The sequence below is a fragment of the Schumannella soli genome, assembly GCF_006517435.1.
Classification (GTDB): Bacteria; Actinomycetota; Actinomycetes; order Actinomycetales; family Microbacteriaceae; genus Schumannella; species Schumannella soli.
This window is the reverse complement of record NZ_VHQG01000001.1, coordinates 606,762-621,717: the sequence shown is the minus strand read 5'-3', so window position 1 is coordinate 621,717 and position 14,956 is coordinate 606,762. Positions and strand designations below refer to the sequence as shown.

General features: G+C 72.0%; 11 protein-coding genes. 7 read left to right on the top strand and 4 right to left on the bottom strand.

Annotation, left to right across the window (positions count from 1 at the left end; translation table 11 throughout):
* Positions 1-189 precede the first annotated feature (189 nt).
* The 6 genes from FJ657_RS02895 to FJ657_RS02870 all read left to right on the top strand — a co-directional run bounded on the left by FJ657_RS02895 (position 190) and on the right by FJ657_RS02870 (position 7,342).
* A complete protein-coding gene (locus FJ657_RS02895) occupies positions 190-1,092 on the top strand; it encodes an ABC transporter ATP-binding protein (RefSeq protein ID WP_141162154.1) in 903 nt (300 codons plus the stop codon).
* On the top strand, positions 1,089-2,429 hold the full coding sequence (locus tag FJ657_RS02890) for an FtsX-like permease family protein (protein WP_141162153.1): 1,341 nt from the start codon (positions 1,089-1,091) through the stop codon (positions 2,427-2,429). Before FJ657_RS02895 ends, FJ657_RS02890 begins: the two co-directional genes overlap by 4 nt.
* 122 nt (positions 2,430-2,551) lie before the next feature.
* Positions 2,552-2,878, top strand: a complete 327-nt coding sequence (locus FJ657_RS02885; RefSeq protein WP_141162698.1) for a chorismate mutase — start codon at positions 2,552-2,554, stop codon at positions 2,876-2,878.
* Positions 2,879-3,158: 280 nt separating this feature from the next.
* Positions 3,159-3,746, top strand: coding sequence for a PadR family transcriptional regulator (locus FJ657_RS02880; RefSeq protein WP_141162152.1), 588 nt, complete (start codon positions 3,159-3,161; stop codon positions 3,744-3,746).
* A complete protein-coding gene (locus FJ657_RS02875; protein ID WP_141162151.1) occupies positions 3,743-5,404 on the top strand; it encodes a DHA2 family efflux MFS transporter permease subunit in 1,662 nt (553 codons plus the stop codon). The genes FJ657_RS02880 and FJ657_RS02875 overlap by 4 nt, the downstream gene beginning before the upstream one ends.
* Positions 5,405-5,905: 501 nt before the next feature.
* Positions 5,906-7,342 (top strand): cadherin-like beta sandwich domain-containing protein, encoded by a 1,437-nt coding sequence (locus FJ657_RS02870; protein ID WP_141162150.1) that lies wholly within the window; start codon positions 5,906-5,908, stop codon positions 7,340-7,342.
* Positions 7,343-7,956: 614 nt separating this feature from the next.
* On the opposite strand, the gene FJ657_RS02865 is transcribed toward FJ657_RS02870, so the two are convergent.
* Positions 7,957-9,468 carry a LamG-like jellyroll fold domain-containing protein gene (locus tag FJ657_RS02865; RefSeq protein WP_141162149.1) on the bottom strand — a complete coding sequence of 504 codons (1,512 nt, stop codon included), beginning with the start codon at positions 9,466-9,468 and terminating at the stop codon, positions 7,957-7,959.
* Positions 9,469-9,854: 386 nt separating this feature from the next.
* Positions 9,855-10,466, bottom strand: a complete 612-nt coding sequence (locus tag FJ657_RS02860; protein WP_255447098.1) for a TasA family protein — start codon at positions 10,464-10,466, stop codon at positions 9,855-9,857.
* A gap of 315 nt (positions 10,467-10,781) precedes the next feature.
* On the opposite strand from FJ657_RS02860, the gene FJ657_RS02855 reads away from it, so the two are divergent.
* Complete coding sequence (locus FJ657_RS02855) at positions 10,782-11,285, top strand: MarR family winged helix-turn-helix transcriptional regulator (protein ID WP_141162148.1); 504 nt, start codon at positions 10,782-10,784, stop codon at positions 11,283-11,285.
* Between the two features lie 196 nt (positions 11,286-11,481).
* Here the strand turns inward: FJ657_RS02855 and purL are convergent, their stop codons facing one another.
* Positions 11,482-13,851, bottom strand: a complete 2,370-nt coding sequence (gene purL / locus FJ657_RS02850) for a phosphoribosylformylglycinamidine synthase subunit PurL (protein WP_181408845.1) — start codon at positions 13,849-13,851, stop codon at positions 11,482-11,484.
* Between the two features lie 141 nt (positions 13,852-13,992).
* Positions 13,993-14,949: a DUF559 domain-containing protein gene (locus FJ657_RS02845; RefSeq protein ID WP_141162146.1), complete on the bottom strand. Its 957-nt coding sequence runs from the start codon at positions 14,947-14,949 to the stop codon at positions 13,993-13,995.
* Between the last annotated feature and the right edge of the window lie 7 nt (positions 14,950-14,956).

Sequence of the window (14,956 nt, the reverse complement as noted above, 5' to 3'; positions counted from 1 at the left end):
AAGAAGGAAGGTAGACGAGCGAGGTCACCCCCACAAGGGGGGCCAATCGGTTTGGGTGCAGGCCGCTGCTGAAACGATCGAAGGCGCGACGGGTCATCCGCGCGGATGACGCCCGCGGGATGACGCCGCGGCGCCGAAACCCGTCCCGCTGCCGACGACGCCCCACGGCGCACCGCGTGGGATGGGGGCATGAGCGATCAGATCCCCACCTCCTTCGCCGAGCGCGCCGCCGCGGCCGCGCCGAACCGGCCGTCCGTGCCCGGCGGCGACCCGCATCCGGTGCTCGCCGCGTACGGACTCAGCAAGACCTACGGTCAGACCGTCGCCCTCGGCGGCGTCGACCTCGCGATCGGCCGCGGCGAGGCGGTCGCGATCATGGGCGCCTCCGGCTCGGGCAAGACGACGCTGCTGCACTGCCTCGCCGGGATCGTGCCGCCGGATGCGGGCAGCATCCGCTTCGCCGGCCCGGGCGGCTCGGTCGAGGTCGCGGGCCTCTCGGAGCGCGAGCGCTCGCGCCTGCGCCGCGAGGCCTTCGGCTTCGTGTTCCAGCAGGGGCTGCTCGTGCCCGAGCTGACCGCGATCGAGAACGTCGCGCTCGCGCTCATGGTCGGCGGCGTCGGCCGTCGCGAGGCCGAGCAGCACGCCCTGGGCTGGCTCGCCGACCTCGGGCTCTCGGGGCTGGAGCAGCGCCGCATCGGCCAGCTCTCCGGCGGGCAGGCGCAGCGCGTCGCGATCGCCCGCGCCCTGGTGACCGGTGCGCCCGTGATCTTCGCCGACGAGCCGACCGGCGCCCTCGACTCGCACACCTCGAGCGAGGTGATGGACGCGCTGCTGCGCATCGTCACCGACTACGGCCGCACGCTCGTGGTCGTCACGCACGACGCCGACGTCGCCGCCCGCTGCACCCGCACGGTGCACATGAGCGACGGACGGATCATGGATGCGGCGCTCCCCGCGTCGGCGCCGGCCGCACCCCACCGGGGCGCGGGCTCGCACCACACCGGCCCGCAGTTCGGCGCCGACCCCGCCGCATCTGCCCCCGCCGACGCGGCCCCCGCCGCCGTGGCTCGCCCCGAGGAGGCGCAGCGATGATCGCCCGCCTGGCCTGGATGCTCGCGCGCCCCGGCCGCGCCGGACTCGGGCTGACCCTGCTGCCGATCGTGGCCTTCGCGGTCGTGACGACCCTGATGCTGACCGTGATCGGTGGCGCGCAGACGCTGTGGAACGCGCCCGGAGACATCCGCTTCATCTACCAGCTGCTCACGGTCGTGGCGCTCGCGCTGCTCGTCGTGCCGCTGCTGAGCCTGGGCGGTGCGGCGGCCCGCCTCGCCGCCCGTCGCCGCGACGACCGGCTCGCGACCCTGCGCCTGCTCGGCGCGAGCACCGCGACCGTGAGCGCCGTGGCCGTGCTCGAGTCGGGCGCGCTCGCGCTGGTCGGCGCCCTCGCCGGCGGCGTGCTCTCGCTCGCCGTCGCGCCGCTCGTCGGGCTGATCCCTTTCCTCGGGCATCCGCTGGGCGCCCTGAACGTGCTGGTCGCACCGTGGGGCGTCGTCGCGGTCGTCGCGGGAGTCGTCGCCGTGGCGATCGTCTCGGCGGTGCTCGGGCTGCGCAAGGTCGTGCTCTCGCCGCTCGGCGTGCGGATGCGCACGGATGCCCCGCGTCAGGGCTGGATCGCCGTCGTCATCGGCGTGCTCGGCATCGCGGGCGCGTCGTTCCTCTCCTCGGCGCTCGGGGCCGCGGGCTCGGTCGTCATCATGATCGTCATGGCCGGCGCCGCCTTCGCGGGCGCCCTCGCGCTGATGAACCTGATCGGACCGTGGCTGATCGGCGTCGTCGCCCGCCGGCGGGTGCGCAGCGCATCCACCCCGGCGAAGCTGCTCGCGGCGCGGGCGATCCTCGAGTCGCCGAAGGCCGCCTGGCGTCAGGTGAGCGCGAGCGCGACCGCCAGCTTCGTCGCGGTGTTCGCCGGAACCGGCGCCGCGCTGCTGAACCTGATGAACGGAGAGGACCTGCGCGACCAGGATGCGATGCTCGCCGTCGACATCCGCACCGGCGTGATCGTCACGGTCGTCGGCACCTTCCTGATGGTGGCGTGCGCGGTCGGCGTGACGCAGGCCGCGACGATCCTCGACCGCGTCGAGGTGAACCGCAGCCTCGGCCACCTCGGAACCCCGCTGAGCGTGATCGAGCGCGCCCGCCTCGGCACGGTCGTCGTGCCCCTGCTCACCACGTCGATCACGGCGGCCGTCGCCGCGGTCGTGGTGGTGCTGCCGCTCGCCGGGCTCGCGCTCGTGCTGGCGCCGCTGTCGGTGGGGATGATCGTCGTCGCCCTGCTCGCCGGTGTCGGCCTGGTGCTGCTGGGGCTGCTCGCCACGCGCCCGCTGCAGGCCCGCGCGCTCTCGACCGAGCCGGCGGCGGCATCCGCCTGATCGCGTGCGCCGGCCCGCTTCTCCCTGCGACCTCGGCGCGCGGCGACGCGGGCGCGATCGGTAGGCTCGCGGACATGGTGGATGCGGCCCAGGAACCCGACGACGTGAGCGCCCTCGGCGCGATGGATGCCGCCGCGGCCGGCGAGTCGGACGCGGAGCGCGAGGCGGCGATCCAGCAGCTGCTCGGCATCCGCCTCTCGATCGACAACATCGACGCGGCGCTGATCCACCTGCTGGCCGAGCGCTTCAAGTTCACGCAGAACGTCGGCGTGCTGAAGGCCAAGCACGGGCTTCCGCCGAGCGACCCCGACCGCGAGCGCAAGCAGATCGCTCGTCTGCGCGAGCTGGCGCTGGCCGCGCAGCTCGACCCGGCTTTCGCCGAGAAGTGGTTCAACTTCGTGGTGGCCGAGGTCATCCACCACCACGAGCGCCTGCAGTCGGAGGTCTGAGCGCCGCCGCGCTCGCTCGGCGCACCCGCGCTCCCCGCACGTCCTGACGACCCCGCCCGGCTCCGGCCCGGCGGGGTCGTCTGCGTGTCGGCGGCTGCGGGAGACGTGGATGCCACCGAGGCGTCACGAAGAAGCAGTTGCGCCGTTACTATTCCGCGGCGTATATTCCACGTGGAATAGTTCTGACGGAGTGATCCGTCTATTCCCGCAGCACCACCACATCCACCCCGCTCGTCCGAGCCGACCGCCCACCACCCGGCCGGCTCCCGTCTGAGGAACCATGTCCGAGCTCACCCCTCTCGCCGTCGCCGCCCTCGGCCTGCTGGAGGAGCGCCCGATGCATCCCTACGAGATGTACCAGGTGCTCATGCAGCGGTCAGAGGACCGCCTCGTGAAGGTGCGCCCCGGGTCCCTCTACCACGCCGTCGACCGCCTCGCCCTGCACGGGCATGTGCGTGCGACCGGCACCGAGCGCGAGGGCAACCGCCCCGAGCGCACCACCTACGAGATCACCGACGCGGGGAGCGCGGCGCTCGAGCGGCGGCTCACCGGCATGCTCGGCGAGTTCGTCAACGAGTACCCCGTGTTCGCCCTCGCGATCAGCGAGAGCCACAACCTCCGACCGGATGCGGTCGCGACCCTTCTGGAGGCCCGCCTCGCGGGCCTGCGAAACGAGCTGGCCGACTACAACGTCGGCCGTCAGCAGGTCACGGCGAAGAACCTCCCCGAGGCCTACTGGCTCGACATCGACTACAAGATCACCCTCCTCCAGTGCGAGATCGCGTGGCATGAGACCACGATCGCCCGCCTCCAGAGCGGCGAGCTCACCTGGGATCCGGAACACACGAAAGAAAGCAACAGACCATGACCACCATCCCCGGCGCCCACGGCGCCCCGCCCGTCGCCAAGCCCTGGCCGGCGCTCTGGTCGCTGATCGTCGGCTTCTTCATGATCCTCATCGACACGACGATCGTCTCGGTCGCCAACCCGAAGATCATGGAGGGCCTCGACACCGACATCAACGCCGTCATCTGGGTCACCAGCGCCTACCTGCTCGCCTACGCGGTGCCGCTGCTCATCACCGGCCGCCTCGGCGACCGCTTCGGCCCGAAGAACCTCTACCTCATCGGCCTCGTCGTCTTCACGCTCTCCTCGCTGTGGTGCGGCTTCGCCGGCACGATCGAGATGCTGATCATCGCGCGCATCGCGCAGGGTCTCGGCGCCGCGTTCATGACGCCGCAGACGATGGCCGTCATCACCCGCATCTTCCCGCCCGACAAACGCGGCGCGGCGATGGGCATCTGGGGCTCGGTCGCCGGCGTCGCGACGCTCGTCGGCCCGATCCTCGGCGGCGTGCTCGTCGACAGCCTCGGCTGGGAGTGGATCTTCTTCATCAACGTGCCGATCGGCGTCGTCGGATTCATCCTCGCCTTCCGCTTCGTGCCGAAGCTCGAGACGCACCAGCACAGCTTCGACATCCTCGGCGTCGTGCTGAGCGGCGCGGGCATGTTCCTGCTCGTCTTCGGCATCCAGGAGCTCAACAGCGACTCGATCGCCAACGGCGTGAAGTGGACGATGATCGTCGCCGGCATCGTCGTGCTCGGGCTGTTCGTCGTCTGGCAGGCGCTCAACCGCAAGGAGCCGCTGCTGCCGCTGAAGCTCTTCCGCGACCGCAACTTCTCGCTCGCGAACGGCGCCATCACCGCCGTCGGTTTCACCGTCACCTGCCTGTCGCTGCCGCTGGTGTTCTTCTTCCAGATCGTCTACGGCTACTCGCCCACGCAGTCGGCGCTCATGCTCGTGCCGATGGCCGTCGTGTCGACCGCGATCGCGCCCTTCGTGGGCCGTCGCCTCGACACGATGAACCCGCGCAACTTCGCGATCATCGGAACCGTGCTGCTCTCGGCATCCCTGTTCCTCTACTCGCGCATGCTCACGCCGGATGACACGCAGTGGGCCTGGCTGCTCATCCCGAGCGCGATCATGGGCGTCGCGAACGGCTTCATGTGGGCGCCGATCTCGAACACCGCGACCCGCAACCTCGCCCCGCAGCAGGCGGGCGCCGGATCCGGTGTGTTCAACACGACCCGCCAGATCGGCGCGGTCATCGGCTCGGCGTCGATCGCCGCGCTCATCGAGTCGCGTCTCGCCGCGAACCTGCCGGCGATGCCCGGCGGCGGCAAGGTCAGCGAGGCCAGCTTCGGCGGGGGCGACCTGCCCGACGCGCTCAAGCAGGGCTTCACCGACGCGATGTCGCAGGCGATCCTGCTGCCGGCGTTCGGCGCTCTGCTCGCTGCGATCATCGTGGTCTGGTTCGCCAAGCCGAAGCGCCGCGAGGGCTGGGGCTCCGGCGCCGGCAACCCGACCGGGTCGCTGTCGCTGACGGATGCCGCGGTCGAGACCGCCGGTCAGCCGGTCGTCGGCGGGGCCGGTGCGGCCGCCGCCGGGGCGGCTCCCGTCGAGGCGGCTCCCGTCGAGGCGGTCGAGGCGGTCACCGGATCGCACGATCTGACCAGCAAGGGCTGAGCCGGATGCGCGGCCGAGGTCGCGCATCCGCTCGATCGCAGCGCCCCGGGGAGCGATCCCCGGGGCGCTGCGGTGTTCTCGTGGCAACGGCGATGCTCGGCCAGCCGACGCTCCGGCTCCGACTCCGGCGCCGGAGCCCGTGTCGGTTCCCCGGCTCCCGACTCGGAGCAGGGCCGCGGGTGCCGTGGCAGAGCGCCGTCGCCGTCGCCGCCCTCGTGTCGGCTGCGGATACTGGCGAGCCGACGAGTCGGGACCGCCGGTGCCGCTCCCTGTTCGCGACGCCAGTACCCCAGCGCGCGCGGACCGGTATCGGCGAGCGCGCCGGCCAGTATCGGCGAGCGCGGCGGGGGATCGCGGCTCGGTGCGGTCCCGGAGGGGTGGGCGGTCCACCCCCGTTCTGGGGGTGCTGTGAGTTGAGTGCGCGTCGGTTACGTTGCGCGCGTGACCCCCACACCGCGGTCGACCCGACGACCGTCCCCCGTTCTGCCTGCGCTCGGCGCCGTGACCGCGATCGTCGCGGCCCTCGTCGTGGCGCCGTCATCAGCCTGGGCCGATGAGCTGAACCCCTCGCCGGATGCGACCACGGGCGTCGCATCCTCGAGCAGCACCGAGACCCCGGTCACCGATCCCGGCGGTTCGGCTCCCGTCGATCCGGGCTCGGGCGGCGGCGCCGCGCCGTCGGTCCCGTCCGTCCCGTCGGCTCCGGAGATCCCGCTCGGCCCGGTCGCGCCTCCCGCGCCCGCCGCTCCGGCTCCCGGCTCCGCCGCGCCGGCCGCGGCCGCCGCGGCTCCCTCCGACGGCGCCGTCGCTCCGGCTCCGGGCGCGCCGACCCTGTCGGACGGCGCATCCGGTTCGCCCGCGAACCCGGGTTCGTCGACCTCGCCGTCCGTTCCGGTCGCCCCGCTCTCCCGCGTCGCCGTCGCTCCGACCGCGGTCTCGTCCGCGAACGCCGCACTCGCGACGCTCGCCGTGCACGAGGCGGGCGGCGCCGAACTCAGCCCCGGCTTCGCGCCCGGCGTCAGCGACTATCGCGTCGAGCTCGCCCCCGGAGTCTCCGAGCTCGTGCTGGAGGCCGTCGCCGCCGACAGCTCCGCCACGGTGGATGTCGCGGGCCGCTCCGGCGGCAGCACCAACTGGCAGTACTTCCTGCTCCCGCTCGGCTCGACCGTGCTGACGGTCACCGTCACCGCGCCCGACGGGGTGACGACGGCGACGTACCGCGTGACCGTCGAGCGCATCGCCTCTGACGACACCCGGCTCGGTCTGCTCACGGTCGTGCCCGACGGCACGACCCCCGCATTCGACGCCGACGTGCTCGACTACGAGGTCACGCTGCCGAACTGGAACCCGATCGTCTGGGTGGCGGCCGAGACGCTCGACCCGGCCGCGATCGCGTCGCTCGAGGTCGACGGCCGCGAGGTCGTCAGCGCGCGCTTCGTGTTCGCGCAGATCGCGGTGCCGACGGGCCTGACGGTCGTCACGGTGACGACGACCGCCGAAGACGGCCTCACGTCGCGCACGTACACGATCACGATCGTGCGCGCGGCCGGCACGGGACCGTCGGCCAGTCCCTCGGCGGGCGCGAGCGGATCGCCCGTGCCGAGCGCGTCGCCGTCGGACGAGCCGTCGACCGAGCCCTCCGGCGAACCGTCGACCGAGCCGTCCGGCGAACCCTCCGGCGAGCCGTCCACCGGCCCATCGCCCTCGCCGAGCGTCGCTGGCGAGGAGACGACCGCACCGAGCCCTTCGCCGAGCAGCGGAGTGGATGCCGAAGCCACGACGGCGCCGTCGGCATCGCCGCGCAGCGGAGCAGATCCCCGGACGCTCGCGAGCACCGGCTCCGACGCGCTGCTCGGCGTGCTCGTCGCTGTGGCCCTGCTCGTCGGCGGCCTGCTGGTCACGCGCGGCTCGCGCTGGACATCCACCCGCCGCGGCTGAGAGCGCGCGCGGAAGTTCGCGCGCCGACGGACGCGCCCCAACGGGCCCGCCAGGACAGACACCCCGGACGACGTCGAGCCCGGCCGGTCATCTCGACCGGTCGGGCCCGACCGTGGAGAGCAGAGCTCGATCCGCGCAGGCCGGGGGCGGTGGTCCCGAGCGCCCGAAATGCTCGGGACCACCGTGCGGAGGAGGACTCCGCGCGCGACGCCGGGGATACGGCGACGCGGGTGACGGCGTTCCGGGTGCCCCCGGTGTCCGTCGGCGACAGCGCTACCGGTGCCCCGGTCCGGCTGTCGGACGACGACGATCGGACCCGAAGCCGAGCGCCGTCATCGTCCCGCTCCGCCCGTCTGGAGGGCGGTCGGAGCGGTGGTCTATGGAATTGAGTTCTGCGGGACGACGACGTGAGAAGGGGGATGCGCGGCGCGAGCGGGGGATACGCCGCGCATCCCGGGCCCGGTTCCCGACGCACCCCTGGCTGAGGTGGGGCGCGCCGGGAACCGAGGCGGAGGTCCGGCGCCGCAGCTGGGTCCGCGGCGCCGGGGTCTGTGGAGTTGTGAGGATGTCGCGCCCGCGGGGACGTGCGGGCGCGGCCGGGGCGTGACTCGGGGTCAGCGCCCCGCGTTCTTGTGGGTCGTGACCTGGGCGGCGGTGAGCGCCGTCGAGTACACGGCGGCGTCGTCGATCGATCCGACGAACCCGCCGACGGTCGGGGTGCCGGGCCAGCCGCTGATGTTGTCGGCGCCGACCCGCCAGAAGCCGGTCGTCGCCTCGGAGGTGAGGTAGGTGGCGTTCGAGGCGACGAGGGCGCCGTCGACGTAGAGCTTCATGCCGGTGCCGGTGAGGCCGAGCTGGCTGCCGTCCATCGTGGCGACGATGTGGTGCCATGCGCCGTCCTTGAGCGAGGCGGTGGAGTTGATGGTCTTGTAGCCGCCGTTGTAGGTGCCGAAGACGATCTGGCCCGAGGTGTTCATGTAGATGTGGCGGTCGTAGTTGCCCGAGGTGCCGGTCTGGCTGTTGCCGAAGCCGAGGATGCGGCCGCCGGTCGAGGTGGTCGGCGCGTTGATCCAGGCTTCGAGGCTGTAGACGTACGGCGTCGCGGTCGTCGTGCTGCTCGTCGGGTTGACGCTGCCCGAGCCGTTGAGGGTGATGTAGCCGCCGCCGGCGGTGCAGGATGCCGCGGTGCGCGTGACGTTCGCGGTCGAGCTGAGGGTGCCGGTGCGCGCGTTGCCGCTCGTGTCCGCGGCGGTCGTTCCGCTCACCTCGTTGAAGCGCCAGGCGAAGGTCGGCGAGTCGAGCGCGCCGGCCGTGCCGCTCGCACCCGAGCACCAGTCGTTGCCGGCGGCCTGCGCGGCGAGGCTGTTGCCCGTGTTGGCGCCGCTCGCGGCGAAGGCGGAGTGGGCCTGGCCGGCGACGAGCATGCCGCTCGTGGTCAGCAGCGCGGCCACGCCGACGGCGAGACGCGCGGTGCGGCCGCGGTTGCGGCGGCGCGGGCGGCTGATCGGCACGTCGTTCTCGTCGCGGCGACGGCGCAGGTGGCGGTCGGTGCCGGCGAGGATGACGAGCGAGACGACGCCGATCGCGGCAGCCGCGTCGAGCATCCAGCGGTGCTCGGCCGTCCAGACGATCGGCACCGCGACGAGCGGGGCGCGCAGCACGGCGATGCCGTGGATGTGCTTCAGCGTCACGGGGCTGGAGTCGGCCTCGGGGTTCGCGTCGCCCTTGGTGAAGTACTGGCCGTCTTCGACGCGCTCGAGGCGGTGCATGCGCAGCCGGCCCGCGTGATCGGGGTCGTCGACGAGGATGACGCGTCCGGGAACGAGGTCGGCCTTCGAGGCGGGCATCGAGACGATGACGTCGCCGGCGAAGAAGCGCGGGGCCATCGAGTTGCTCATGACGGTGGTGCTGGTCCAGCCGAAGACGGTGGGCAGCGCGGTCCAGAGCAGGGCGCCGATGATGCTGAAGAGCAGGGTGCGGGCGATCGTCGCGAAGACGAGTCGAGCCCAGTCGCCCCAGGCGATCTCGCGGCGGGCGACGCGGGCCACGACCTGCTCGATCGACCCGGTGACCGGCGCGAGCACGTCGGCGACCGCGGAGGTCGCGGTGCTGGGTGCGCTGGTCATCATGTCCTCGGGTGCTCGGGTCGTGCTGCGGGCTGGTCGTTCGGGCGACGGTGGTTCGGGGGCCGACGGTCGTGCGGTCGGCGGATGCGGTGCGGCGGCCCGGCGGATGCGCTGCGGGCGGCGGCCGGATCACTCCGGCGGGAGGTGTCCCGGTTCCCGCGGTGGCTGAGTTCCGCGGGAACCGGGAGCTGCACGTCCGGGCCGTGGGTCAGGCGGCATCCGGATCTCCCCACTCGCTCGAGGAGCGGGGCCGTGCGGTGGAGCTGGTGTTGCTGCCGGTCTTCTCGCCCGGTCTGTCGATCTCCCTCTGCGAGGGACCGGGCGAGGCGACCGGTGGTTCGGCGGGGAATCCCCCCTGATCCCGCCGAAGCCGGTCAGAACAGCGGTCAGCTGTTCTGGGCCTCCCACGTGAAGCCGAGAGCGGCGGTGCCGCCCTGCGCCGAGTTCGGCGCCGCGGCCTGCACGGAGTAGGTGAACTGGTAGGCGCGGGTCTCCGACGCGGCGCCGGTGGTCGTCCAGCTCGAGATGCCGTTCGAGTAGCTCGTGTAGCTGCTGGCGAAGTTGGCGAGCGTGCCGCTGTAGACCGACGAGCCGGTGGCGAGCGGCGTGAAGCCGGTGCAGCTCGAGCTGGTGGCGCCGGACCCCTGCGTGACGGTGAGGTCGATGTAGGTCGAGAGCGCGTTGGTCGTCGCCGACGAGGTGCCGTAGAGCTTGACGAGCGAGGCGAGCGATCCGGTCGAGGTGACGAGGATGCACTTGGTGCCGGTCGAGCCGGGCTTCAGGTTCGTCGCGGTGAACATGGCGGTGTTGGCGTCGTCGTCGGTGAGAGCCACGGTGCCGGCGGTCCAGTTGTTGGTCGGGTTCGAGGTCGTGGCCGAGAAGGCCGAGTACGAGCCGCCGGCGACGGCGGCGCCCGAGATGAGCACGGCGGCCGGAACGGCGATCCACGCGGCCAGCTTGGCGGCGCGGCGGGTGGGGCGGGCGATGTGACGGGACATGGTTCGTGGTCTCCAGATGGTCTATGTCGGGCCGGGAATGGGCTCGATCCGTTCGGCGGCTCGATCCCCCTGTGTTCCGCTCGGCCGATAATCCCCCGGTCGAGTAGTACGATGATCAAGTTATCGGACGAGTGGACAGTCGGATAGGCAAGCAATGTCCCCAATGAGGGGGCCAATACGTTTTGGGCGTTGGGATCACAGGGCAGACCTGTGCGACAGTTGACGCAGCGGCGCCCCACACCGGCCCGCTCGAGCGCTGGCCGACAGGCGTCGCGCATCCGCCTTCCGACCCTCCGCACGCCGAAAGGACATATCGTGACCGACGCATATGCGATCGATGAGACGCCGGGCGATGCCCCTCAGCTGCACGCAGTGGGCGACGCCACGATCACCGACGTCATGACCGCCTTCGTCGTGCTGCGCTCCAAGAACGCGAAGCTCGTGAGCAACCTCGCCGCGAGCGCCGGCATCACCACGACCGACGTTCGCGCCCTCTTCTACGTCGGCGGCAACGACGACGTCACGCCCAAGAAGGTCGCCGAGTACCTCGGTCTCACCACCGGCGCCATGACGAGCCTCGTCGATCGCAACGAGGCCGCCGGCTTCATGCAGCGCACCAACAACCCCAGCGACCGCCGCAGCTTCCTGCTGGAGCTGACGGATGCGGGTCGCGACCTCGTGCAGCGCAACGGCCAGATCTACGCCGACGCCTTCTCGGCCGCCGTCGCCCCGGCCGACTTCGACGCCGTGCACCGCGCGTTCCTCGGTCTCTCGGAGCACCTCGGGGCCGCCGCCGACGAGCTCGACCCCAAGGCCTGACCCCGGCATCGGCAGGATCGCGCGGCGATCCTGGTCGCGCGCGACGATATAGCGCGGCGCATCCCGGATCGCGCGGCGATCCTCCTGCCGGTGATGCGCGAGAGGCCCGGAACCGTCAGACGGTTCCGGGCCTCTTCGGCGTCGAGCGGTCAGCTCGCGCGCTCAACGCGGCTCGCGCGGCGCGGCGCGTCTTCGCTCAGGCGAAGGTCGCCGCCACGCTCTTCCACGCGTCGTGCAGCTCGCTCACCGAGGCGCTGAACAGACCCTGCACCTCGAGCTCGCCCTCGCCGCGACCGGCGCCGGCATCCGTCACGCCGATGCGCGCGACCGGGAATCCGCGGCCCTCGCACAGGCGCGTGAACTTCACGTCCTCCTCGCGCGGCACGGCGACCAGCACCCGGGCGGTCGACTCGCTGAAGAGGGCGGTCGCCGCATCCACGCCGTCACGGGCGATGAGCTCGTCGAGGAAGACGCGGGCGCCGACGCCGAAGCGCAGCACGCCCTCGGCCAGCGCGATCGCGAGACCGCCGTCGGCGAGGTCGTGGGCCGCGTTGAACAGGCCCTCGTGCGCGGCCGCGGCGAGCAGCTCGCCGAGCTCCTTCTCGCGGGTCAGATCGACCTTCGGCGGGCGTCCGCCGAGGTGGTCGTGGATGCTGCCGGCCCACGCCGAGCCGTCGAGCTCGAGCGCGGTGGTGCCGAGCAGGTACAGGTTGTCACCCGAGTCCTGCCAGCCCGAGGGCACGCGGCGCGCGACGTCGTCGATCGTGCCGAGCACCGCCACGACCGGGGTCGGGTGGATCGGCACGTCGCCGGTCTGGTTGTAGAAGCTGACGTTGCCGCCGGTGACCGGGATGCCCATCTCGAGGCAGCCGTCGGCGAGGCCCTCGACGGCCTTCGAGAACTGCCACATGACCTCGGGGTTCTCGGGGCTGCCGAAGTTGAGGCAGTCGGAGACGCCGACCGGGGTCGCGCCGGTCACGGCGACGTTGCGGTACGCCTCCGCGAGCGCCAGCTGCGCACCCTGGTAGGGGTCGAGGTAGCAGTAGCGGCCGTTCGCATCCGTCGCTACGGCGAAGCCGAGACCGGACTCCTCATCGACGCGCACCATGCCGCCGTCGTCGGGGTAGCTGAGGGCCGTGTTGCCGAGCACGTACTTGTCGTACTGGCTCGTGATGAAGCTCTTGTCGCCGAGGTTCGCGCTGCCGAGCAGCTGCAGCACCTGCGCCTTGATCGCCGGACCCTCGGTCGGGCGGTCGAGAACGGATGCGCTGTCGGCGTTCACGTCGTCGAGCCACTTCGGGTAGACGATCGGACGCTCGTACACCGGGCCGTCGACCGCGACCGTGCGCGGGTCGACATCGACGATGACCTCGCCGCGCCAGTCGATGACCAGGCGACCGGTGTCGGTGACCTCGCCGAGCACGCTGGTCTCGACATCCCACTTGCTCGTCACGGCGAGGAAGCCCTCGAGCTTGTCGGGCGAGACGACCGCCATCATGCGCTCCTGGCTCTCCGACATGAGGATCTCCTCCGCCGTGAGCGACGGGTCGCGCAGCAGCACGTCGTCGAGCGAGATGCGCATGCCGCCGTCGCCGTTCGACGCGAGCTCGGAGGTCGCGCACGAGATGCCGGCCGCGCCGAGATCCTGGATACCCTCGACCAGCCCGCCCTGGAACAGCTCGAGGCAGCACTCGATGAGCACCTTCTCGGCGAAGGGGTCGCCGACCTGCACCGCCGGACGTTTCGTCGGGCCGCCCTCGGTGAAGGTGTCGGAGGCCAGGATGCTCGCCCCGCCGATGCCGTCGCCGCCGGTGCGGGCACCGAACAGCACGACCTTGTTGCCGACGCCGCGAGCGTTCGCCAGGTGCAGGTCCTCGTGCTTGAGCACGCCCACCGCGAGCGCGTTGACGAGCGGGTTCGCCTGGTAGATCGGGTCGAACCAGGTCTCGCCGCCGATGTTCGGCAGGCCGAGGCAGTTGCCGTAGAAGCTGATGCCGCTCACGACGCCGGGCAGCACCCGGTGCGTGTCGGGGTGGTCGGCGGCGCCGAAGCGCAGCGCATCCATGACCGCCACCGGACGCGCGCCCATCGAGATGATGTCGCGCACGATGCCGCCGACGCCGGTCGCGGCGCCCTGGAACGGCTCCACGTAGCTGGGGTGGTTGTGGCTCTCGATCTTGAAGGTGACCGCCCAGCCCTCGCCGATGTCGAGCACGCCGGCGTTCTCGCCCATGCCGACCATGAGGTTCTTCTTCATGTCGTCGCTGACCTTCTGGCCGAACTGGCGCAGCCAGACCTTCGACGACTTGTAGGAGCAGTGCTCGCTCCACATGACGGAGTACATCGCCAGCTCGCCGCTCGTGGGGCGGCGGCCGAGGATCTCGCGGATGCGCTGGTACTCGTCATCCTTCAGGCCGAGCGCGCCGTAGGGCTGCTCCTTGTCGGGAGTCGCGATCGCGTTCTCGACCGAGTCGGGGGCGGGGATGGCGGGGGCGGTCGAGGTGTCGGACACGCGACGAGGCTCCGTTTCGCAAGGGGAGGCGCCCGCCTGCGCGGACCCGCCCATCCTACCGTCGCGCGCACGCGCCCTCCGGCCGCGCGCCTCCCGCCGTGGATCGCCCGCGGGTGGCGTCCCGTCGTCATCGAGTGGCCAGATATGCCGATGACACGCCGACGGCGATCTGCATCTCTGGCCACTCACCGCGGATCACGGTCGAGGTGCCGCCGCGAATGCGCGGGTGAGCGAGCGGATGGCGGGCTGCGGGGTCGGATAGAGGGCGCGAGCGCGGAAGCGCACGACGCGGTACCCCGCGTCGGTGGCGCGGTCGAAGCGGGTGATGTCGCGGTCGTATTGGCGTGGGTCCGTGCGGTGCTGATCGCCGTCGTACTCGGCGATGATCCGACGTTCCGGCCACACCAGATCGAAGTGGCCGATCTCGCGTCTGCGGCGGTCGACGATCATCGGGTTGAGCTGAGGCGTGGGGAATCCGGCGCGCAGCACAGCGAGACGGAGTCGTGTCTCGGCCGGCGAATCACTGCCCTCGCGCACGAGCGCGAGCGCACTTCGAGCCAGCCGAACGCCGCGACCACGGCTGGCGCGGCTGACCGCGGCGCGGAGTTCGTCGAGGTCGATCCACGGGCGGATGTCGTGCGGGTCGAGTTTGATGGGTCGTCGGACGAGGGCGTCGCCGACCGCGACGAGGTCGTCGAGCTCGAGCTCGGTGGCCAGTTCGAGGAACAGCGTCGTCGGTCGGCTCAGCGGCAGTCCATTCCGTACGACGTACCCGGCGTCAGCGGTGCGGTGGCCGATCACGCCGACGCGGCGCAGTCGGTTGCCGTCGGCAGGTCCGGAGACGTGGACGGGGCCGCCGACCGCCTGCCATCGGCGAGGGAGCGGCAGCGGCCAGAGGCGAGCGGCGGTCAGGTGGCTGAATCGGTCCCCGGGCCGCAGCGCCGGGAGCAGATCGCGTGCCCGATCGGCGTCACGCCAGATCGAGGCGCGGATGCCGTGGTGCGGGCGGTCGAGATCGGCACGGTCGATGAGGTGCCGGGTCAGTCCGGCGCGCCGTCCGGCACCCACCGGGAACGCAGTGCTGCCGCTCCGCGGGTCATCCCACCTGAGGTCGAGGCCGCCCCGGCGTTCGGCAGCTGCATCGTCATCCACGTCTCGA